Source organism: Rathayibacter sp. AY1C6, from assembly GCF_002931535.1.
Taxonomy (GTDB): Bacteria; Actinomycetota; Actinomycetes; order Actinomycetales; family Microbacteriaceae; genus Rathayibacter.
This window is the reverse complement of sequence record NZ_PSWC01000016.1, coordinates 1-18,465: the sequence shown is the minus strand read 5'-3', so window position 1 is coordinate 18,465 and position 18,465 is coordinate 1. Positions and strand designations below refer to the sequence as shown.

Here is an 18,465-nt window from a genome sequence, read left to right as displayed (position 1 = left end):
CTCTCCCGCGCCCGTGACGACCGTTCGTGACGCATCGACCCCGGCGTGCGCCGCGGTCCCGCAGCCCCGACCCTCAGTGCCCCGCGCCGAGGTTCCCGGCGAGGCGGCCGTGCATCCGGGTGGAGGCGTCGTTCATGCCCGCGATCACGGCGCGGGTGCCGTGGCGCTCGTACTTGGTCGTGACGGCGTCCAGCGCGGCGACGGTCGAGGCGTCCCAGATGTGGGAGCCGGAGAGGTCGATCACGACGTGCGCAGGGTCCTCCGCGTAGGAGAACTGCGTGGTGAGGTCGTTGCTGGAGGCGAAGAACAGCTCGCCGGTGACCGTGTAGTGGGCCGTCGATCCGTCGGCCGAGAGGGTGCGCTCGACGGTGGCGAAGTGGGCGACCCGGCGGGCGAAGACGACCATGGCGGCGAGGACGCCGACGACGACTCCGATCGCCAGGTTGTGGGTGAGGACGACCACGACGACCGTGGCGATCATGACGACCGTCTCGCCCACGGGCATCCGCTTCAGAGTCGACGGGCGGATGCTGTGCCAGTCGAACGTCGCCACCGAGACCATCACCATCACCGCGACCAGCGCGGCCATCGGGATGATCGCGACGAGGTCGCCGAGCGCGACGACGAGGATCAGGAGGAACACGCCGGCGAGGAAGGTCGAGATGCGGGTGCGGGCGCCGGACGCCTTCACGTTGATCATCGTCTGGCCGATCATCGCGCAGCCGCCCATGCCGCCGAACAGGCCGGAGAGCACGTTCGCGGCGCCCTGCCCGAGCGACTCGCGGGTCTTGCGGGAGGGGGTGTCGGTGATGTCGTCGACGAGCTTCGCGGTCATCAGCGACTCGAGGAGTCCGACGAGCGCCATCGCGACGGCGTACGGCGCGATGGTCGTGAAGGTCTCCCAGGTCAGCGGTACGTTCGGCAGGAACAGCTCGGGGAGGCTGCGGGGCAGCTCGCCCTGATCGCCCACGGTGGGGACGGCGACCGCCGTCACGACGACCGCCGCGGTGATGAGGACGATGGCGACGAGAGGCGCCGGAACGGCCTTCGTCAGGCGCGGCATCACGACCATGATCACGATGCCGACGGCGACCAGCGGGTAGACCAGCCAGGGCACGCCGATCAGGTTGGGGATCTGCGCCGAGAAGATCAGGATCGCCAGCGCGTTCACGAATCCGACCATCACGCTGCGGGGGATGAAGCGCATGAGCTTCGCCACTCCGAGCAGCCCGAGCACGATCTGGAACACGCCCGCGAGGATCACCGTCGCGATGAAGTAGTCCATCCCGTAGTCGCGGGCGACGGGGGCGATCACCAGGGCGACGGCGCCCGTGGCGGCGGTGATCATCGCGGGACGTCCGCCGAGGAACGCGATCGACACGGCCATCACGAACGACGAGAAGAGGCCGACCCGCGGATCCACGCCCGCGATGATCGAGAACGAGATCGCCTCGGGGATGAGCGCGAGCGCGACCACGAGGCCGGCGAGGACCTCGCGGGTCAGGATGCGGGGGGTGCGCAGCGCCGTCATCACGGTGGGCTCGGCGTGCGGGCGGGCAGGGGTCTTCGAGGCGAGGGCCATCGCGGCGGCTCCAGGGAGTGGGAGGGGTGCTCGACGAGGAGCGCGGAGGGCTGCGGCATCGGGTCGGCGGAAGCGGGCGGGGATGCCAAGCTTGCAGAGGCGTGTCAGCAGCACGGGCAACCCTACCCTCACGTAAGGGTAGATCTGAAGGGGTGAGCAGGATCGGCACCATGCACATCGGCGAGCTCGCCGAGCGGACCGGCCTCTCGCTCCGGACCCTGCGCCACTACGACGAGATCGGCCTCGTGAAGGCGTCCGGCCGCACAGAGGGCGGCTTCCGCCTCTACACGTCCACCGACTACGACCGCCTGATCCTCATCCGCCGCATGAAGCCGCTCGGCTTCTCGCTGGAGGAGATGGCCGCGCTGCTCCGCGTGATCGACACGCTCGAGGCCGAGGGCGACGACGCGCCGGCCGAGGTCCGCGCGCAGCTCGACGCCTTCGTCGCGCAGGCCCGCGAGCGCCGCGAGGCGCTGAGCGCCCAGCTCGCGATGGCGGACGAGTTCGTCGAGCTGCTCACCAGCCGCTGAGCCCGGCCGCCGAGCCCCGCCGCCCGGCCGCCTGCGCGATCGATGCGTCGCGAACGGCTCCCCTTCGCCTCCGATGACGACCTTTCGCGACGCATCGGATCCCGGGAGCACGGGAGAGCCGCTCAGGTCGCGCTCGCGTCGGGCAGCTGCTCCGGGCAGTCGCCGCCCGGCTCGGTGGCGAGCTCGAAGTGCCAGATCTCGTTCGCGTAGATCTGGCAGAGCCCGTAGTCGGTGCCGTGCTGCGCGAGCCAGCTGTCCGCGTCCGTGTAGCCGATGTCGACCGCGCCGCCGGTGAGGTGGGCGGAGGAGGTGACGGATGCGACGCGGCCGCCGCGGCCTGACGGCGGCTCTCAGCCGCGCGGACCGCGGGCCAGCAGGGCGTGCAGCAGCGGCAGCGCCGACGCGATCATCAGCACGGTCCCGAAGCCGCTGTCGTCCGGGCGCACGACGGCGCCCGCGATCAGCAGGCCCGCGAACAGCACGGCCGAGATCACGCGGCGGACGGTGCCCTCGAGCCGGTTCAGCCGGCGCTCGATGGTGGGGACGGTGACCGCGAGCTCGCCGTCGTCGAGGGTCGTGACGAGCTCGTCGAGCCGGCGCGGCAGGCGCCAGATCAGGCCGAGCGTGTCGACGGCCTGCTTGCCGACGTCCTGCACGACGGAGCCGCGCTCCTCGCGGATCAGCTGCTGCGCGTAGGGCTCGACCGAGTCCCACAGGTTGAAGGCCGGGTCGAGCGCGCTGCAGACGCCCGAGGTCAGCGACATCGCGCGGATGACGAGCAGGAAGTTCTCGGGGAGCTGGAACGGCAGCGCGCGCACCACGTCGCCGAACTGCAGGGCGAAGTCGCGGAACTCGCGCGGGTCCACCTCCCGCAGCTCGGCGAAGCCCATGCCGCCGAAGCGGGCGAAGAGCTGCGTGAGCGCCCGCTCCAGCTCGCGGGAGTCGGCCGAGGGGAGGAGGACGCCGACCGCTCGGGCCGCGTCGACGAGCCCCTTGCCGTCGCGGGAGGCGGCGGCGATCAGCATCCGGCGCAGGCCCGCGCGGGTGCTCGGCGGCACCTCGCCCATCATCCCGAAGTCGATGAAGGTGAGGCGCCAGGGCAGCTCGCCCCCGGGGGTCGGCGTGACGAAGACGTTGCCGGGGTGAGGATCCGCGTGGAAGTAGCCGTTGGTGAAGAGCTGGTCGAACATCACGGCCGCGAAGACCGGAGCGACCTCCCGCGGGTCGATCCCGGCGGCCAGCAGCGCGGCGTGGTCGGTGATCTTGATCGCGGTGACGTCCTCGAGCGTGAGGACCTTGCGGGTCGAGCGCTCCCAGACCACGTCCGGGACGGCCACCCGGGCGTCGCCCGCGAAGTCGGCGGCGAAGCGGACGGAGTTGGCCGCCTCCTGCAGGTAGTCGATCTCCTCGAGGCTGGTGACCGCGAACTCCTCGACGAGCGCCGGGGCGTCGACGCGGTCCGAGACCAGGCGCACGTGGCTGAGCCAGCCGCCGACGCGGCGCAGAGCCGCGAGGTCGACCTCGACGATCTGGTCGATCCCCGGCCGCTGCACCTTCATGATGGCGGCGGAGTAGCCGGTGTCCTCGGCGTCGACGGGGGAGAGCCGGGCGCGGTGAGCCTGCCCGAGAGAGGCGGCGGCGACGGGCGACTCGTCGACTCCGGCGTACGCGCGCTCGAGCGGAAGCCCGAGCTCGGACTCGGCCAGCGCCCGGATCCGCGGGAACGGGACGGGCGGGACCTCGTCCTGCAGCCCCTCCAGCTCGCGCGTGATCTCGGGCGGCAGCACGTCCAGGCGCGACGACATGAACTGGCCGACCTTGATCATCAGGCCGCCGAGGTCGACCGCGAGCACGTGGAAGCTGCGGGCGAAGCGGCGCATCCGGCCGGGCCGGGTGCGGAGCGCGACGCGCGTGAGCCCCACCCGCGGCAGGAGCAGGTCGAAGAACCAGGTGACCGCGAGATGCCACGCGGCGAAGCGGAGGATCCGGCGGTAGCGCCGCCGGTCCTCCCGCTCTCGGTGGCCCGGGGCGGCAGGACCCGGGCTGACCGAGGCCACCCGGGTCAGTCCTGCGCGAGGATCGCGTACAGGCGGCGGCGCACGTCCTCGAGTTCGGCGACGGCCTTGCGGATCTGCTCGGGGGTGCCCGAGCGTCCGACCTGGGCCGCGGCCTGGGCGAGCTCGAGGCCCGCCTTGGGCAGGGCGCCGAAGTCGACGTGGTCGGAGTCGTTCCACGGGGTCGAGGTGCCGTGCTCGGCGACCGTCGCGCGGCCGGCGTCGGTCAGCGTGTAGGTCTTGCGGCCGTTCTGCTCGTCGGCCGTGATGAGGCCCTCGTCCGCGAGGAGCTGGAGGGTCGGGTAGACGGAGCCGGGGCTCGGCTTCCAGTCGCCTCCGCTGCGCTCCTCGATCTCGCGGATGATCTGGTAGCCGTGCATGGGCTGCTCGGCGAGGAGCGCGAGCACCGCGGTGCGCACGTCCCCGCGGCCGACCCGGGAGCCGACGCGCTTCTCCATGCGGGAGCGGGCCTGCTCCATCGCGCGCCAGATGCTCTCGATGGGCGTGCCGGTGCCGAACGCGCCGGTCGATGACGATCCGTTCATGATGACCTCCTGTTTCTCCGAACGATACTCAGCGATATGGGTGGCGACTGTGAACGACTGCCGCGTCGGCTCAGAGCTTCGCGAGCTTCGCCCGGGCGACGAGGAACAGCCCGTACATGACCAGTCCCGCGCTGACGAGGGTCAGGGCGATCGTGCCGTACGGAGGGACGTCGAGGAAGCGGATGGCCCCGTCGAGCCCGGTCGCCTGGCGGGCGTCGCCGGTCAGCGCCGCGACCACGAAGATCCCGCCGGCCAGGCCCAGCGCGAGCCCCTTCGTGATGTAGCCGGTCGCGCCGAGGATCAGCACGGCGGTCCCCGTCGGGCCCTCGGGGATGCGGACGAGCTTGCGGAAGCCGCGCCGGATCCCGATCGCGACGAAGCCGATCCCGCTGCCCAGCACGATCCCGCCGACGATCACGAGGATCACGACGCCGACCGTGCTCGTCAGCAGCTCGGTGTTGATGCGGCGGATCGTGGCCGAGGAGCTCGTCGAGCCGCCGAGGGCGAAGACGAGCGTGGTGCCCGCGAGCGTGAGGGAGGCGATGCCCTTGCCCGACTCGACGATCCGGCGGCCCAGGCGGGCGGGGAGCCCCGGCGCGGAGGAGCGCCCGCCGAGGGAGAGCTGCCAGAGGCCGAGCGCGACCAGCCCGATCAGCGCGGCCCAGACCACCACGAGCCCGACGGGGGAGTCGGCCATGCGCCCGATCGCTCCGGACGCGTCCGCCTCCCGCGAGGTCTCGTCGCTGACCGCGACGCGCAGGGCGAGGCCGCCGATCAGGAGGTGGATCAGTCCGTTGACGGCGAAGCCCGTGCGGGCGAGGCGCCGGAAGCGCCGGGTCCGGACTCCGGCGCGCGGCGACGGCACGCTCGCAGTGGACATCGCGCAACCCTCTCATCCCCGGCGCCTCCTGACCCGCCGACGCGCGCGTGGCAACCCTCTCCCCGGCCCGGGTGCCCACGTCGTGTGATGGAGGTGCGGTGCAGTTCGCGCCGCAGCAGGACGAGAGAAGGAACCCCATGCGTGCACGCCGACGTCGCGCGGGCGGTCGCCGAGGGCCGAGGCGGGGCGGACGTCCCGGACCGGTCCCGGGCAGGGGAGGGCGGCGACGATGACCGGAGCGACGCTCCTGGTCCGCCGCCCGTCGAGCCCGGCCTCGCGGGTGCTGGTGCTCCACGCGACCGCGGTCGAGCTGGAGCTGCTGGTGGCCGCGCTGCTCGGGCTCGCCGAGGAGACGCCGTGCCTGGACGTGCGGGTGGCGGCGAGGTCGCGGGCGGCGCTCCTGCTGGCGACCGTCGATCCGGAGGCGGTGCTGCCGCTGGCAGAGGCGCGGCGAGTCCGCGTCGGGCTCCGCCGCGAGCGCGAGGAGCTGGAGCGCGGCGGGGTCGGGTGCCGGCACGTCGTCGAGGCGCGGGCCGGCCGTCGGTAGCTCCGGAGCGGGTCCGATCGGCCGCCGGCCTCGCGACGAAGTCCTGACGGAGGTCGTCCACCGCCGATGTGCGCCGCGCCGTCCCGCCCCCGTCAGCAGCAGCCGCAGGCCTTGGAGTCCTCGCTCGTCAGCGCGGAGATCGGCGTCGTGCAGGACTCGCCGCGCCAGGCCTCCAGGCCCTCGCGGACGGCGACCGCGGCGATCACGAGGCCGGCGACGGGGTCGGCCCACGTCCATCCCAGCGTGCTGTTCAGCAGCAGGCCCACCAGGACGGCGGCGGAGAGGTACGAGCAGAGGAGCGTCTGCTTCGAGTCCGCGACCGCCGAGGCCGAGCCGAGCTCGCGGCCGGTCCGGCGCTCGAGCAGGGAGAACGCGGGCATCACCAGCAGGCTGACGGCGGCCAGCACGATGCCGACGGGGGAGTGCTGGGCCTCCGAGAATCCGAGCAGCGCCCGGACCGAGTCGACGGCGACGAACGCGGCCAGGCCGAGGAACGAGACGGCGATCACCCGCAGCGCGGTGCGCTCGCGCGCCTCCGGATCGCGGCCCGAGAACTGCCAGGCGACGGCCGCGGCGGAGAGCACCTCCACCACGGAGTCGAGGCCGAAGGCGACGAGTGCGGTGGACGACGCGACCGTCCCGGCGGCGAGTGCCACGATCGCCTCCACCACGTTGTAGGCGATGGTCGCGCCGACGATCCAGCGGATCCGCCTCTGCAGCACGCGGCGGCGGGCGGGGAGGAGCGGAGCGCGCAGGGCGCTCATGCGCAGCGGCAGTCGTCGCCGGAGCAGCAGTCCGGATCGACGACCAGGGCCAGGCGGAGCAGGTGGTCGAGCGCCCCGGCGATCCGGGTCTCGGCCAGCCGGTACCAGGTGTACCGGCCGTCCTTCACGGCCTCCACCAGCCCGCATCCGCGGAGGCACGCGAGCTGATTCGACATCACCTGCCGCGAGACCCCGAGCGCGTCCGCGAGGTCGGAGGGGACGGCCGGAGCCTCGCGCAGCGCGAGCAGGATCCGGGACCGGGTCTCGTCCGCCAGGGCGGATCCGAGGCGCGCGAGAGCGGCGGAGTGGGTGAGGGTCGCGGAGGCGGGCACGGGAGCGACGGTACACGCGATGCTGTATCGAGCGCGAGGGCGGTGGCCTCTCCTCGAACGTGCGGGCTCCCCTCCTGCTCCCCCCGTCGGGTGGGCGGACGGGCCGCACTGCCGCGGATCCCCGGGGCCGGCCTCCACGGCGCGCCGCGTACGGCCCGTGCGCCGTGCCAGGATCCCCTTGATCGCGGCGCCCGTCCGCCGCTCCGCCGCTCGGTCTCCTGGAAGGGCCACGGACCCGCCTTGCTCGATGCCACGACCCTCCGCGTCGCCTTCGGGGTCACCGCCCTCACCCTCTTCCTGCTGTTCGCGCTGGTCACCTACCGGTCGACGCGCTCGTCCTTCAGCTTCTGGTGGTGCACGGCGCTCGCGCTGTTCATGGGCGGCTCGCTCGCCTACCTCCGCGACGGCACGGCCGACCAGGTGTGGGCGAATCCGCTCGGGAACGGGCTCATCGTGGCCGGCGCCGCCGCGGTCTGGGCGGCGAGCCGCTCCCTCCGCGGCCGGCCGACGCCGTGGTGGCTGGTGGTCGCTCCGACCGTGGTGGTGACGGGCGTGTCCAGCCTCGACTCTCCCGCCGTCAACGACTGGTCGGGAGGGCCGCTCTACCTCGCCTCGATGGCGCTCCTCATCGGCCTGTCGACCCGCGAGATCGCGCTGCTCGGCGCCGGACGCTCGCGCACGCGCTGGCCGCTGCTGCTCAGCTCCGGCGCCCTCTCCCTCTACTACGCGCTCCGGTTCGCCGTGTTCCTGGCCGCGGGGCTGCGCAGCGAGCTGTTCGCGACCTGGTTCGGGACCCCGACCACCACGCTGATCACGCTGGTGCTGCTGGTCGTGGTGTCGTTCAGCATGGCGTCGCTCAGCGGCGAGCAGGTCGCGCAGATGCTCACCGCCGGCGCCGCCCGCTCGCGGCAGGAGCTCGCCGACGGCGAGAGGGTGCAGCGGCGGCTCGAGCCCCGCTCGGTCCCGGACCTCCCGGGCTACGACGTCGCCGGCGCCTGCGTGCCCAGCGGGACGGTGAGCGGCGACTTCTTCGACTGGCGCTGCACGCCCGACGGGCTCGCCGTCACCGTCGCCGACGTCATGGGCAAGGGGGTCGGCGCCGCGATGATCGCCGCCACGGTCCGCGCCGCCCTGCGCGTCACTCCTCCCGCTCTCGGCCCCGCGGCGACGATGGCGCTCATCGACCGGGTCGTCGAGCCGGACCTGTCGGCGAACGACGCGTTCGTCACGCTCCTCCACCTGCGGCTCAGCGCCTCGACCGGCGACATCGTGCTCGTCGACGCCGGGCACGGACTCGGGATCGTCTGCCGCGCCGACGGCTCGCGCGAGCGCATCCCCTCCGCCCATCTGCCGCTCGGCCTCCTCGGCACGCAGGAGTGGGAGCCGACCGGCCTCCGGCTCCACCCCGGCGACCTGCTGCTGATCTGCAGCGACGGCGTGCTGGACCTCTTCGACGGCTCCCTCGCCGCCCTCGACCGGGTGGCCGACGCGGCCGTCGCCGCCCCGGCGACCGCCGCCGCCGCGGTCGCCGGCGTCACCGGCCTGGCGGCCGAGGGGCTGCTGGCGGACGACGTGACCGTGGTGGCGATCCGGCGGACCTCGGGGAGCTGACCCGGCCTCAGCCCCGCCCCGCCTGCAGCCGGAGCCCGGCCAGCAGCAGGTCGAGGCCGGAGCGGAACACGTCGAGGTCGTCGTGCGTCGCCATGACGTCGGCCGCGTGGTGGCCGAAGGGGAACTCCTCCGGATCGAGGGCGCGCCAGCGGTCGGCCAGGTGCTCGAGGAACTCGCCCCTCTCCATCCCGCTCTCGAGGAACTCGCGGGGCGGCGGCTGCGCCAGGTCGGCCGCGACTCCGACGACGTAGCTGACGATGGACGACACGGCGTGGAACCGCTGCCGGGGCGTCAGGTCGAGAGCCATGAGCTGCTGCCCGAGGCGCTCGTACATCGCCATCGAGTTGGGCTGCACCCCGGTCGTGCGGAGCATGTAGAGGCCGAACCAGGGTCGGCGGACGCACTCGTCGAAGAGGGCCAGTGCGACGGCGCGGACGTTGTCGATCGGGTCCGGCCCGTGGGTGAGCGGCTCGCTGTCTGCGAGGACCCGACCCATGACCTCGTCGGTCGCCCGCTCCAGCAGCTCGTCGCGGCTGCCGACGTACCAGTAGATGCTCGCCACACCGCCGCCGAGTCGGGCCGCGAGCGCGCGGAACGTGAGGGCCGACTCCCCGGACTCGTCGAGGATCGCGATCGCCTCGGCCAGCACGGTGTCGAGCGAGTGCGACGCTCGGCGGCGGCCCCGGGCGGGGGAGGGCGCGGCAGCGGTCTCCGTCGGGCGATCTGCAGGCATGGCTTGCATCTTACCGAACGGCGTTCCATACTATCGAACGCCGTACGATAGTCGAACGGCGTTCGATAGGAAGGCGCCTCGATGTCCGCTCCGACGACCACCTCCGCCGAGTCCCGCGCTCACACCTCCCTCCGCTCCGCGGCACTCCCGCTCGCCGCTCTCTGCCTCGCGTTCTTCGTCGAGATGGTCGACAACACGCTGCTCTCGATCGCCCTCCCGACGATCGGACGCTCACTCGACGGGTCGACCGCCGGACTGCAGTGGGTGACCGGTGCCTACTCCCTGACCTTCGGCGGGCTGCTGCTGACAGCCGGGTCCGCCGCCGACCGGTTCGGCCGCCGCCGCGTGCTCCTCACCGGCCTCGCCGCGTTCGGGCTGATCAGCCTCGCCGTCGTCCTCGTCACCGACATCGGCCAGCTGATCGCCCTCCGCGCGGCGCTCGGCTGCGCCGCGGCCGCCATGGCGCCCGTCACGATGTCGCTGGTGTTCCGGCTCTTCGACGACGAGAGGCTCCGCATGCGGTCGATCGCGATCGTGATGATCGTCGGGATGTCCGGCATGGTCCTCGGCCCCCTCCTCGGCGGCTCGATCCTCAGCACCGTCAGCTGGCAGTGGCTGCTCGTCGTCAACGCCCCGATCGCGCTGCTGGTCTGGATCGGCGTGCGCCTCGGAGTCCCCGCGGACCAGCGCGCCGACCTCACCTCCGGTCGGCTCGACCTGCCGGGGACCGCCCTCACCGTCGCCGCGGTGGGGCTCGGCTGCTACACACTCACCAGCGGAGTCGAGAACGGCTGGCTGTCGCTCCTCACGATCGCCTGCGCCGCGGGCACCGTCGCCGCCGTCGCGGGATTCGTCGTCCGCGAGCGCCGCGCCGTCTCGCCCATGATCGACCTCGCAATCTTCCGCGCCGGCCCCGCGCGGGGAGCGGCGCTCACGCAGCTCGGCGCCTCGGTCGCCTTCGCGAGCGTCCTGTTCGGCCTGATCCTGCACTTCCAGTACGCCTACGGCTGGAGCCCGGTGCGCGCCGGCCTCGCGAACCTGCCCGTCATCGTCACGATGCTCGCCGCCACTCCGGTCACCGAGCGCCTCGCCGCGAAGCTGGGGCACCGCGCGGCCTGCCTGATCGGCACCGGGCTCCTGGTCGGCGCGCTGCTCGGGATGTCCTGGGCGGTGGACCGGGGCTACCTCGCGATCGCCGTGATGATGGTCGTGATGACGGTGGGCCTGCGGACGATCATGACCATCTGCGCCGTCGCCCTCGTCGAGGCGATGCCCGCGAACCGCACCTCGATCGGTGCGGCGCTCAACGACACGGCCCAGGAGATCGGCACCAGCATCGGCACGGCCGTCGTCGGCACGCTGATCGCCGCACTGGTGGCGACCACCCTCCCGGCGGGCGCGTGGAGCGCGGACCTCGTCCGGAGCTTCTTCGCGGGTGAGCGGGTCGCTTTCCTGGTCGTGGCGGTCCTCGTCGGCGTGATCGCGACGATCGGCTCGCTGTCCCTCAGCGACTCCCGCTCCACCGAGGAGCCGGCGGCGGCCTAGTCCATCGGGTCGCGCCGGGCGTCCTCGAGGTCGGCGATGTCCGTGTACTCGAGGAAGTCCAGCGGAGGGATGTCCGTCATCTCCTCGCTCCCCGAGGGACGGGCCGGCTGCATGCGGCGCGTCTCGAGCTCGATGTGGGCGATGACCTCCGCGGAGCGCCGGACGCTCAGGGCAGGACGGTTGACAGCCGCCCGTCGAGTCCGGTGGGGGTGGTGTCCCGCGGTGGCGCCCGCGCTCAGAGCTGCGCGAGCAGCCTCTCGCACGCCTGCTCGCAGCGGCGGCAGGCCTCGGCGCAGATCCGGCAGTGCTCGTGCATCCCGGCGTGCTGCTCGCAGTCGTCGGCGCAGGCGCGGCAGGCCAGGAGGCAGGCCTCGACGAGGGCGCGGACGGCCGCGGATCCGACGACGCCGCGGCGCGAGAGCACGGCGCCGGTCGCGGCGCACACGTCGGCGCAGGCGAGGTCGGTGCGGATGCAGTGAACCAGCTCGGCGACCGACTCCTCGCCGAGGCACGCGTCGGCGCAGGCGGTGCAGGTGAGCGCGCAGGCGCCGCACGCGTCGATGCACTCGGCCAGGACCTCCGGATCGACGCCTCGCAGCTCCTCGGGGTGGCTCCGGATCATGTCGCTCGTGCTGCTCATGGCGCGTCCTCTCGTCGTGACCCCGGCGGGTCGATCGGTCCGGGCGACGCTACGGGCCCGCCCGCCACCGGGCGAGGGCCTGGCCAGGCACCGCGGCCGGTGATAGCCGCGCGGTCAGCCCCTCACGACGAAGGCGTCGTGGATCAGGTTGCCCCCGGTCGCCGCCGGATTCCGTGTACTGCCGCGGGTGATCGTGACGGTGTGGGTGCCGGCGGGCAGGGTCCCGCTGGTCCAGACGGTCTGGGCGGAGCGGGTGGTGGCGCTGTAGCGGTCGACCGAGGCCACGAGGACGCCGTCGAGGCGGACCTCGTCGATCCCGGACGTGCTGGACCGGCGGCTCACCCACGAGACTCCGGTGCCGGTGAAGCGGAGGGTGGCGGAGGCGCCCCCTGTCGACGAGAAGGAGACACCGCCGCCGCTGTCCGCGGAGGAGGAGGTGGTGAACCAGGTGCCCGTGACGGCGACGGCCGGCGAGCCGTTCTGGTGGGTGCCGGCCCCGACGGCGGCGAGCGGAGTCGCGGTGGCGGTCGGCGTGGAGGTCGAGGTCGGCGCTGCCGTCGCGGTCGGCGTGGGCGCGGCCGTCGGCACCGGAGTGGCGGCCCTCTTCGCGAGCACGATGGACGCCGTCGCTCCCTTCAGCCCGTTCGGCCGGAACGTGATCGTCGTCGCGGTGCTCGTCCTGCTCGTCACGCTCAAGGCGGCGCTCGAGGACACCGTGCCCGCGGTCGGCCGCGCGAGCGTCACGGTGAGCGCGCTCGTCGAGACCTGCGTCGGGTCGACGGTCGAGACGGTCACCGTGTCCGCGTCCTCCCGGATCGAGACCAGTCCGGCGCCGGTGATGCTCGCGACCCGGGTGCCTCCGACGAGGACGGGGCTCGTGGTCCCGGCCTTCCACGACACGGCGCTCACGGTGCCGGTCGAGCGGTCGCGGGCGGCGCTCAGCTGGGGTGTGTTGCTGAGCACGGTCACGTCCGGGTCCGCCGCGTACGCGGCGGTCGCCGCCTCGGAGGCGCCGGGGAGGACCGTGTACGCGTACGAGGCGCCGGTCGGGTTCGTGCCGTGGCTCGTCGTGAGGGAGTAGTAGTGGCCGGTCACCGGCGCCGTCGGACCGGCGGCGCTCACGGCGCTCCAGGCTCCGGTGCGGGTCCGCCCCTGCGCGGTCAGGGCGATCGGCGTCGGGAAGACGTAGCCCACCGACTCCGCGGAGCCGGTGATCGAGGCCCAGCGGGCGGTGCTCGTGGCGGTCGCCTCCGCACCGCGGAGGACGCCGTCGACGCGGAGCCTCGCGTCGGGAGCGACGTCGCGGCGGTCGTCGATCACCGTCTCCGCGCGCCGGCGCACCCCGTCCCAGCCGGTCCCGGACATGTCGGTCGCCGTGATCCCGGAGCCGAGCGCGAGGATCTCGTCGTCGAAGGTGAACCAGGCCTTCTTCGCGACCAGGCTCACCGACGCCGCGTCGAAGTCGAGCGCCGCGATCCCCGTCCGCCGCGACGGGCTCTCGAGGCTCCCGGTGAAGGTCGTCGTCGGGCGGGACGACGCGCCCTCGCCCGCGCTCCGGACGATCGTGTCCTCGGTGGTGCCGGGCATCCGGTACGGGTTCGCCGTGGCCCAGTAGCCGTCGTCGTACTGGCGCCCGCTGCCCAGGTGGAGCGAGGTCGCGCCGTCGCCGGTGTACCAGCCGCTGCGGTTCTCGCCGTTGAGCGACTCGTAGCGGGCGATCCGTGTGCTCGACAGGCCGACGGCGAAGCCCGAGGTCGCCGTGGTCCGCGTGAAGCGGTCCATGCCGGCGAAGGCCCGGACGCCCGAGCCGATCGGGGTCGCGGTCAGGCCCGTGTCGGCGAGGACGAGCCGCGCGCGCACGACGTCGCTGACGGATCCGGCCGTCTCGATGCTCACGGGGCTGCCGGCGTTGCAGGCCAGCCAGCTCTTCGCCAGCGCGTTCGTCCGGGTCCGGACCGCGGGCGGGGCGCTGTCGGCGAGGCGCAGCACCGCCGCCTGCAGCTGGACGCCGACGTCGCCGTCCTCCGACTCCGCCCGCGCGGTCTCGCGGCCGCGGACCGTCGACATCACGGCGCCGCACCAGGTGACGGGGGCGAAGGAGGAGGCGAGCCGGTCGTACACGCCGAGCCCCTCCGGGCTCGTGATCTCCCAGCGGGAGCCGTCGAGCAGCGAGTACAGGTCGTCGAGGGTGTCGAGCATCGAGAGCCCGTACCCGCCGCTGTAGGCGAAGACGCTGTGCTGCACGAAGGAGCCGTCGGCGTGGAAGCCGTCGCCGGACGCCACCGTCCTCAGCGCCGGGTCGATGCCGGCGGCCGCCTCCGCGATCTTCGCCGGCTGCTTCAGAAGCACTGCCCGCCCGGCGATGACCGCCGCCGTCCAGACGCGGTTGGCGCCGGTCCGGGTGACGGTGTCGGCGAAGCGCGTCGAGGCCGACAGGTAGGCCTGCACCTGCGCCGCCGAGAGGTCGGGGTAGAGGAGGGCGGTGATGCTGTTCAGCTCGAGCGGGATGCCGATCTGCTGCTCCCACCAGCGGGAGGTGCCGGTGGTGGAGCGGTTGTAGCGGTTCGCCGAGAGCCAGTCGGCGGTCGTGACGACGTCGCGGAGGAGCGCCGGGTCGCCGCTGAGGGCGGTGCCGGGGGTCTTCAGCGCGGTCGCGAGGACGGTGACCCGCTTGTAGGCGGTCCACACCTCCACCGCCGAGGTGCCCGTGACCAGATCGGGCCAGGGCTCGCCGCCGTCGGTCTCGAGCGTCGACCAGTAGCCCTCGGCCTCGGCGACGAGGCGGCCCTTCGCCGCGGCGAGGCCGCCGACGCTCCCGCTTCCCGGGATCGTGCCCGTCAGATCGGCGACGAGGCCGAGGCGCATCGCGTCGTACTCGTCGCCCGCCGAGTCGACGGCGGACGCGGTCGGCGCGGCGGCGAGCGGGAGGATCAGGGCGGTCACCAGCAGGAGCGCCGCAGCGAGCGGGCTCCCGCGCCGGGGCGCGTCGGATCGAGAGGGTCGGTTCGTCTCCGCGCGCGATCGGCGGAGGGGACGCGGCTGAGTGGGCACGGGCGCTCCTGAGGCGACGCCCACGAGCCTGCGGGCTTCGGGTGCTCGCGGGTCGCCGGGGGAGCGTCGGGTGAAGAGTAGGGGTCCGCTCCGTCCGGCGGCAAGAGGCGGAGGCGAGGACGGCCGGGATCGGCCACCGCCGACGCTCCCGACCGCGCGATCTGCGACAGCCGTACCCCGTGAGGGGTACAGAGGCGCCGAAGGTCCCCCACCCGTCAAGCGGGGCGATACGGTCGGAGGTGCGTGTGCGCTCCGGGGAGTCCCGGCGCGGCGCGCAGGGGGAAGGGGGCACGGATGATCGAGGCCGAGCAGGATCCGCGGCTGGTGGCGCTCGAGGCGCTCGAGATGATGGGGTCGGCTCCGGAGGAGCGCTTCGACCGGATCACACGGATGGCCGAGGAGCTGTTCCGCGTGCCCGTGGCCGAGATCCACTTCCTCGACGACACCACGCTGTTCACGAAGTCCCCGCAGCGTCCGGACGCCGTGCTCGCCTACCCGCGCGCCGGCACCTTCTGCGACGCGACGCTCGAGAAGCGCACCACCTTCGTCGTGCCGGACCTCGGTGCCGACGAGGCGTGGGCCGGGCACGAGCACGTCGCGGGGTACCCGCACGTCCGCTTCTACGCCGGGCGGCCGCTGTCGGTCGAGGGCGACCTGCAGCTGGGCACCCTCTGCCTCATCGACTTCGTGCCCCGGAGCCTCACCCCGGACGAGCGGCAGCTGCTCGAGGAGTTCGGCGAGTGGGTCGAGCGGGAGCTGCGCGACACGGCGGAGCGCGACCGCGCCGCCGACATGCAGACGCAGATGGCTCCCTCCTCCCTCCACCACCCCGCCGGCTACGAGCTCTCGGGGCTCTCGCTGCCGCGGTGGACGATCACCGGCGACTTCTACAGCTGGCGCGGCGACGACGAGACGGTCGACCTGACCCTCGTGGACGTGATGGGCAAGGGGACGGCAGCGGCGATCGTGGCCGCCTCGATCCGCTCCGCGTTCCGGGCGCGCCTGGGCGGCGACCCCGACGCGGTCGTCAGCGCGGTGAGCGCCCAGCTGCACGACGACTTCACGGCCACGGAGACCTTCGCGACCCTCTTCCACGGGCGCCTCGACACCGCGTCCGGCCGGATCGACTTCGTCGACGCGGGCCACGGGCTCACCGTCCTCCTCCGCGCCGACGGCTCGTTCCAGCGGCTCGCGGCACTGGGCCTCCCGCTGGGCATCGCGGAGGACGGCGGCTGGATCACCCAGACCGTGGAGCTCGCGGTCGGCGACTCGCTCCTGGCCTTCACCGACGGCGTCCTCGACCTCTACGACGGGACCCTGCAGTCCCTGGCGCGCGCGGTCGACCTCGCCCGCGACTCCGCCGACACCGCCGAGTTCCTGCAGGCGCTGAGGGCGCTCGCCGCCTCCGGCTCCGCGTCCGACGACATCACCGCCCTCGTGCTGACCCGCACGGGCGCCGACCGCTCCGCCGAGAAGGACCCCGCATGACGTTCACGACCGAGACGATCGCCCCCGACATCGCCGTGCTGCGGGGGGAGGGGCGGCTCAACGCGGCCTCGGCTCCGGAGCTGCGCTCGGCCGTCCGCCGGGCGATCGACGAGGGCAGCCCCCGCATCGTCGTCGAGCTCAGCGCGGTGACGTTCATGGACTCCTCCGGTCTCGGCGCCCTGGTCGGCGCTCTCAAGACCGCGCGGCAGGCGGGCGGCGACCTGCGGATCGCGGCTCCCAGCGGGCAGGTCGTGATGGTGCTGCAGCTGTCCAATCTGGACCGGGTGCTCACCCTCTTCGACACGGCCGGCGACGCGTACCGTGACTGAGCGCAGCGTCGGGTTCCGGACGCCCCCGGACGACACCGAGGTCGTCCACGAGATGCTCGCCGGGCTCTGGGGCGAGCGCCCGGACCTGCCGGCCCGCGACCGCATGGCCGTCGAGACGGCGCTGGTCGAGCTGGTCGACAACGTCATCCAGCACGCGACGTCGACGACGACGATCGTCTGCCGCCTCGTCGTGCGCGTCGAGGGAGACGCGATCCACGCGGAGCTGGTCGACACGGCCGATCCGCCGGACATCGGCACGGGGCCGCGGGAGATGCCGGACGTCTTCGCCGAGTCGGGCCGCGGGCTCGCCCTCATCCAGGCACTGACGACTACGTTCGAGCACGAGCGCTCGGAGGGGCGCAACGTCTGGACCCTGACCCGGGCGCTGGACTCCTAGCGACTGGCGCGGATCAGCGGATCGTGTGCGCGGTGATGACCGCGGCGGCACGCGCCAGGTCGTCCGCCATGCCGTTCAGCCCGGGGGAGGCCTTCAGCACCTCCGCGCTGACCTCGTCGTAGCGCTCGTCCACCTGCGCGAGCAGCTGCTCCCCGGAGGCGGTGAGGCGCAGGAGGACGCTGCGGCGGTCCTGCGGGTTGGCGAGCCGGTCGACGTGGCCGGCGGTCGCGAGCCGGTCGAGGAGCGCGGTCACGGCGCCCGTCGAGAGGGAGAGCTCGAGACCCAGCCACTTCGGCGTGAGGTCGGGCGACTCGCCGAGCACCTCGAGCGCGGTGAGCTCCGAGATGCCCACGCCCACGCCCGCGGCGATGCTCGCGCGGAGGTGCCGCTGCGCGTTCTCGAGCAGCCGGAGCGACTGCCGCAGCTGCACGGCGGGCGCGTCCTGGTCGACGTCGCGCGGGGTCGGTCTCTCGGTGGTCATTCGTCCTTCTCGGGGTAGGGCTGGGGTCATCGTACGGGTCGCCCTCGGGGGTCCCGGCCTGTCACCCGGACAGGGGGTAAAAGAACGATTGCAATGTATCTTTGTCATCAAGTAACTTAGCGGTCAATCGAGTTCGGCGGACCACCAGCCGGACCCTCCCCCTTCAGCATCAGCCCGCCCCACCCGATCAGGAGTCCTGCCATGTCGACCCACACCGCCAAGTCCAAGCGCGTCCGCTTCGCCCCCCTCGCCATCGCGACGAGCATCGCCGCCGCCGCTCTCCTCTCCGTCTCGATGTCCGGCACCCTGTCCGGCTTCGTCGCGAGCATCTCCAACACCGGCAACACCGCCGCCTCCGGCTCGCTCGTCATGGAGGAGAAGTCGACCGGTGCCAGCCCCATCACCTGCCTCAGCACCGACGGCGGCTCGATCAGCACCAACACCGCGACCTGCGCGACCATCAACAAGTTCGGCGGATCGACCACGATGGTCCCCGGCCAGACCGTCACCACCGCGATCACGCTGAAGAACACCGGCACCGTCAACGCCAACACCTTCACGCTGACCCCCGGCGCCACCTGCTCGCAGAGCAACAACGTCGCGGCCGGCGCCTCCGGCTCCGCCACCGACTTCTGCGGCAAGCTCAACGTCGTGATCACCTCCGGCGGGACCACCGTCTTCACCGGCACCGCCGCGACCCTCGCCGGCTCGGCCGTCAAGACCCTCAACACCGCCCCGGTCACCCCCGGCACTTCCACCCCCTTCTCCATCGCCGTGACGCTCGACTCGTCGGCCACCAACGCCTACCAGGGCCTGTCCGCGTCGCTCCCGCTCACCTGGACCTTCGCGAGCTGATCCCCTCTCCACCCGGCCCGGAGCGCCCCCTCGCGACGGGCCGGGGGAGGAGCGTCCCGCAGCGCTCCTCCTGCACCGCCCCCGAGAACCCCCCTCCCCCG

General features: G+C 73.2%; 18 protein-coding genes. 8 read left to right on the top strand and 10 right to left on the bottom strand.

Annotation, left to right across the window (positions count from 1 at the left end; all coding sequences use genetic code 11):
* Positions 1 to 73: 73 nt before the first annotated feature.
* The gene (locus C5D36_RS10810; protein WP_104295811.1) at positions 74 to 1,582 is read right to left on the bottom strand and encodes a SulP family inorganic anion transporter; all 1,509 of its coding nucleotides are present in this window, start codon (positions 1,580 to 1,582) and stop codon (positions 74 to 76) included.
* Positions 1,583 to 1,752: 170 nt separating this feature from the next.
* Here C5D36_RS10810 and C5D36_RS10805 point away from each other — a divergent pair, with 170 nt between their 5' ends.
* Complete coding sequence (locus C5D36_RS10805; protein WP_104227142.1) at positions 1,753 to 2,112, top strand: MerR family DNA-binding transcriptional regulator; 360 nt, start codon at positions 1,753 to 1,755, stop codon at positions 2,110 to 2,112.
* 350 nt (positions 2,113 to 2,462) lie between these two features.
* On the opposite strand, the gene C5D36_RS10795 is transcribed toward C5D36_RS10805, so the two are convergent.
* From C5D36_RS10795 to C5D36_RS10785, 3 genes are all read right to left on the bottom strand, one after another.
* Complete coding sequence (locus C5D36_RS10795; RefSeq protein ID WP_104295810.1) at positions 2,463 to 4,169, bottom strand: AarF/ABC1/UbiB kinase family protein; 1,707 nt, start codon at positions 4,167 to 4,169, stop codon at positions 2,463 to 2,465.
* 5 nt (positions 4,170 to 4,174) lie between these two features.
* Complete coding sequence (locus C5D36_RS10790; protein ID WP_104224292.1) at positions 4,175 to 4,711, bottom strand: PadR family transcriptional regulator; 537 nt, start codon at positions 4,709 to 4,711, stop codon at positions 4,175 to 4,177.
* 70 nt (positions 4,712 to 4,781) lie between these two features.
* Positions 4,782 to 5,591, bottom strand: coding sequence for a DUF1206 domain-containing protein (locus tag C5D36_RS10785; RefSeq protein ID WP_104234039.1), 810 nt, complete (start codon positions 5,589 to 5,591; stop codon positions 4,782 to 4,784).
* A gap of 229 nt (positions 5,592 to 5,820) precedes the next feature.
* On the opposite strand from C5D36_RS10785, the gene C5D36_RS10780 reads away from it, so the two are divergent.
* Positions 5,821 to 6,138, top strand: coding sequence for a hypothetical protein (locus C5D36_RS10780; protein WP_104261209.1), 318 nt, complete (start codon positions 5,821 to 5,823; stop codon positions 6,136 to 6,138).
* A gap of 92 nt (positions 6,139 to 6,230) precedes the next feature.
* Here the strand turns inward: C5D36_RS10780 and C5D36_RS10775 are convergent, their stop codons facing one another.
* Entirely contained in the window at positions 6,231 to 6,902 is a 672-nt protein-coding gene (locus tag C5D36_RS10775; protein ID WP_104295809.1) for a cation diffusion facilitator family transporter, read from the bottom strand.
* The gene (locus tag C5D36_RS10770) at positions 6,899 to 7,234 is read right to left on the bottom strand and encodes a helix-turn-helix transcriptional regulator (RefSeq protein WP_104224288.1); all 336 of its coding nucleotides are present in this window, start codon (positions 7,232 to 7,234) and stop codon (positions 6,899 to 6,901) included. The genes C5D36_RS10775 and C5D36_RS10770 overlap by 4 nt, the downstream gene beginning before the upstream one ends.
* 240 nt (positions 7,235 to 7,474) lie before the next feature.
* Here C5D36_RS10770 and C5D36_RS10765 point away from each other — a divergent pair, with 240 nt between their 5' ends.
* On the top strand, positions 7,475 to 8,845 hold the full coding sequence (locus C5D36_RS10765) for a PP2C family protein-serine/threonine phosphatase (protein ID WP_104295808.1): 1,371 nt from the start codon (positions 7,475 to 7,477) through the stop codon (positions 8,843 to 8,845).
* A gap of 7 nt (positions 8,846 to 8,852) precedes the next feature.
* Here C5D36_RS10765 and C5D36_RS10760 read toward each other — a convergent pair whose 3' ends face one another.
* Entirely contained in the window at positions 8,853 to 9,578 is a 726-nt protein-coding gene (locus C5D36_RS10760) for a TetR/AcrR family transcriptional regulator (RefSeq protein WP_219812210.1), read from the bottom strand.
* A gap of 81 nt (positions 9,579 to 9,659) precedes the next feature.
* On the opposite strand from C5D36_RS10760, the gene C5D36_RS10755 reads away from it, so the two are divergent.
* Positions 9,660 to 11,123 carry an MFS transporter gene (locus tag C5D36_RS10755; RefSeq protein WP_104295807.1) on the top strand — a complete coding sequence of 488 codons (1,464 nt, stop codon included), beginning with the start codon at positions 9,660 to 9,662 and terminating at the stop codon, positions 11,121 to 11,123.
* Between the two features lie 235 nt (positions 11,124 to 11,358).
* On the opposite strand, the gene C5D36_RS10750 is transcribed toward C5D36_RS10755, so the two are convergent.
* Together C5D36_RS10750 and C5D36_RS10745 are read right to left on the bottom strand one after the other, a co-directional pair.
* Positions 11,359 to 11,763 carry a four-helix bundle copper-binding protein gene (locus tag C5D36_RS10750; protein WP_104255963.1) on the bottom strand — a complete coding sequence of 135 codons (405 nt, stop codon included), beginning with the start codon at positions 11,761 to 11,763 and terminating at the stop codon, positions 11,359 to 11,361.
* Positions 11,764 to 11,877: 114 nt separating this feature from the next.
* A complete protein-coding gene (locus C5D36_RS10745; RefSeq protein WP_104295806.1) occupies positions 11,878 to 14,706 on the bottom strand; it encodes a polysaccharide lyase 8 family protein in 2,829 nt (942 codons plus the stop codon).
* A gap of 402 nt (positions 14,707 to 15,108) precedes the next feature.
* Here C5D36_RS10745 and C5D36_RS10740 point away from each other — a divergent pair, with 402 nt between their 5' ends.
* The 3 genes from C5D36_RS10740 to C5D36_RS10730 are packed head-to-tail and all read left to right on the top strand — an operon-like array spanning position 15,109 to position 17,028.
* A complete protein-coding gene (locus C5D36_RS10740; RefSeq protein WP_104224280.1) occupies positions 15,109 to 16,302 on the top strand; it encodes a PP2C family protein-serine/threonine phosphatase in 1,194 nt (397 codons plus the stop codon).
* Positions 16,299 to 16,631 (top strand): STAS domain-containing protein, encoded by a 333-nt coding sequence (locus C5D36_RS10735; RefSeq protein WP_104267899.1) that lies wholly within the window; start codon positions 16,299 to 16,301, stop codon positions 16,629 to 16,631. The genes C5D36_RS10740 and C5D36_RS10735 overlap by 4 nt, the downstream gene beginning before the upstream one ends.
* Positions 16,624 to 17,028 (top strand): ATP-binding protein, encoded by a 405-nt coding sequence (locus C5D36_RS10730; RefSeq protein WP_104227126.1) that lies wholly within the window; start codon positions 16,624 to 16,626, stop codon positions 17,026 to 17,028. Before C5D36_RS10735 ends, C5D36_RS10730 begins: the two co-directional genes overlap by 8 nt.
* A gap of 13 nt (positions 17,029 to 17,041) precedes the next feature.
* On the opposite strand, the gene C5D36_RS10725 is transcribed toward C5D36_RS10730, so the two are convergent.
* Positions 17,042 to 17,509, bottom strand: a complete 468-nt coding sequence (locus tag C5D36_RS10725; RefSeq protein WP_104224277.1) for a MarR family transcriptional regulator — start codon at positions 17,507 to 17,509, stop codon at positions 17,042 to 17,044.
* 201 nt (positions 17,510 to 17,710) lie between these two features.
* Here C5D36_RS10725 and C5D36_RS10720 point away from each other — a divergent pair, with 201 nt between their 5' ends.
* The gene (locus tag C5D36_RS10720; RefSeq protein WP_104224276.1) at positions 17,711 to 18,364 is read left to right on the top strand and encodes a hypothetical protein; all 654 of its coding nucleotides are present in this window, start codon (positions 17,711 to 17,713) and stop codon (positions 18,362 to 18,364) included.
* Positions 18,365 to 18,465 lie beyond the last annotated feature (101 nt).

Excerpts from the sequence above, each read along its gene's own strand:
- C5D36_RS10780 (WP_104261209.1), top strand. The coding sequence starts at position 5,821 with ATGACCGGAGCGACGCTCCTGGTCCGCCGCCCGTCGAGCCCGGCCTCG.
- C5D36_RS10735 (WP_104267899.1), top strand. The coding sequence starts at position 16,299 with ATGACGTTCACGACCGAGACGATCGCCCCCGACATCGCCGTGCTGCGG.
- C5D36_RS10810 (WP_104295811.1), bottom strand. The coding sequence starts at position 1,582 with ATGGCCCTCGCCTCGAAGACCCCTGCCCGCCCGCACGCCGAGCCCACC.
- C5D36_RS10725 (WP_104224277.1), bottom strand. The coding sequence starts at position 17,509 with ATGACCACCGAGAGACCGACCCCGCGCGACGTCGACCAGGACGCGCCC.
- C5D36_RS10805 (WP_104227142.1), top strand. The coding sequence starts at position 1,753 with ATGCACATCGGCGAGCTCGCCGAGCGGACCGGCCTCTCGCTCCGGACC.
- C5D36_RS10790 (WP_104224292.1), bottom strand. The coding sequence starts at position 4,711 with ATGAACGGATCGTCATCGACCGGCGCGTTCGGCACCGGCACGCCCATC.
- C5D36_RS10785 (WP_104234039.1), bottom strand. The coding sequence starts at position 5,591 with ATGTCCACTGCGAGCGTGCCGTCGCCGCGCGCCGGAGTCCGGACCCGG.
- C5D36_RS10740 (WP_104224280.1), top strand. The coding sequence starts at position 15,109 with ATGATCGAGGCCGAGCAGGATCCGCGGCTGGTGGCGCTCGAGGCGCTC.
- C5D36_RS10760 (WP_219812210.1), bottom strand. The coding sequence starts at position 9,578 with ATGCCTGCAGATCGCCCGACGGAGACCGCTGCCGCGCCCTCCCCCGCC.
- C5D36_RS10755 (WP_104295807.1), top strand. The coding sequence starts at position 9,660 with ATGTCCGCTCCGACGACCACCTCCGCCGAGTCCCGCGCTCACACCTCC.
- C5D36_RS10720 (WP_104224276.1), top strand. The coding sequence starts at position 17,711 with ATGTCGACCCACACCGCCAAGTCCAAGCGCGTCCGCTTCGCCCCCCTC.
- C5D36_RS10750 (WP_104255963.1), bottom strand. The coding sequence starts at position 11,763 with ATGAGCAGCACGAGCGACATGATCCGGAGCCACCCCGAGGAGCTGCGA.
- C5D36_RS10775 (WP_104295809.1), bottom strand. The coding sequence starts at position 6,902 with ATGAGCGCCCTGCGCGCTCCGCTCCTCCCCGCCCGCCGCCGCGTGCTG.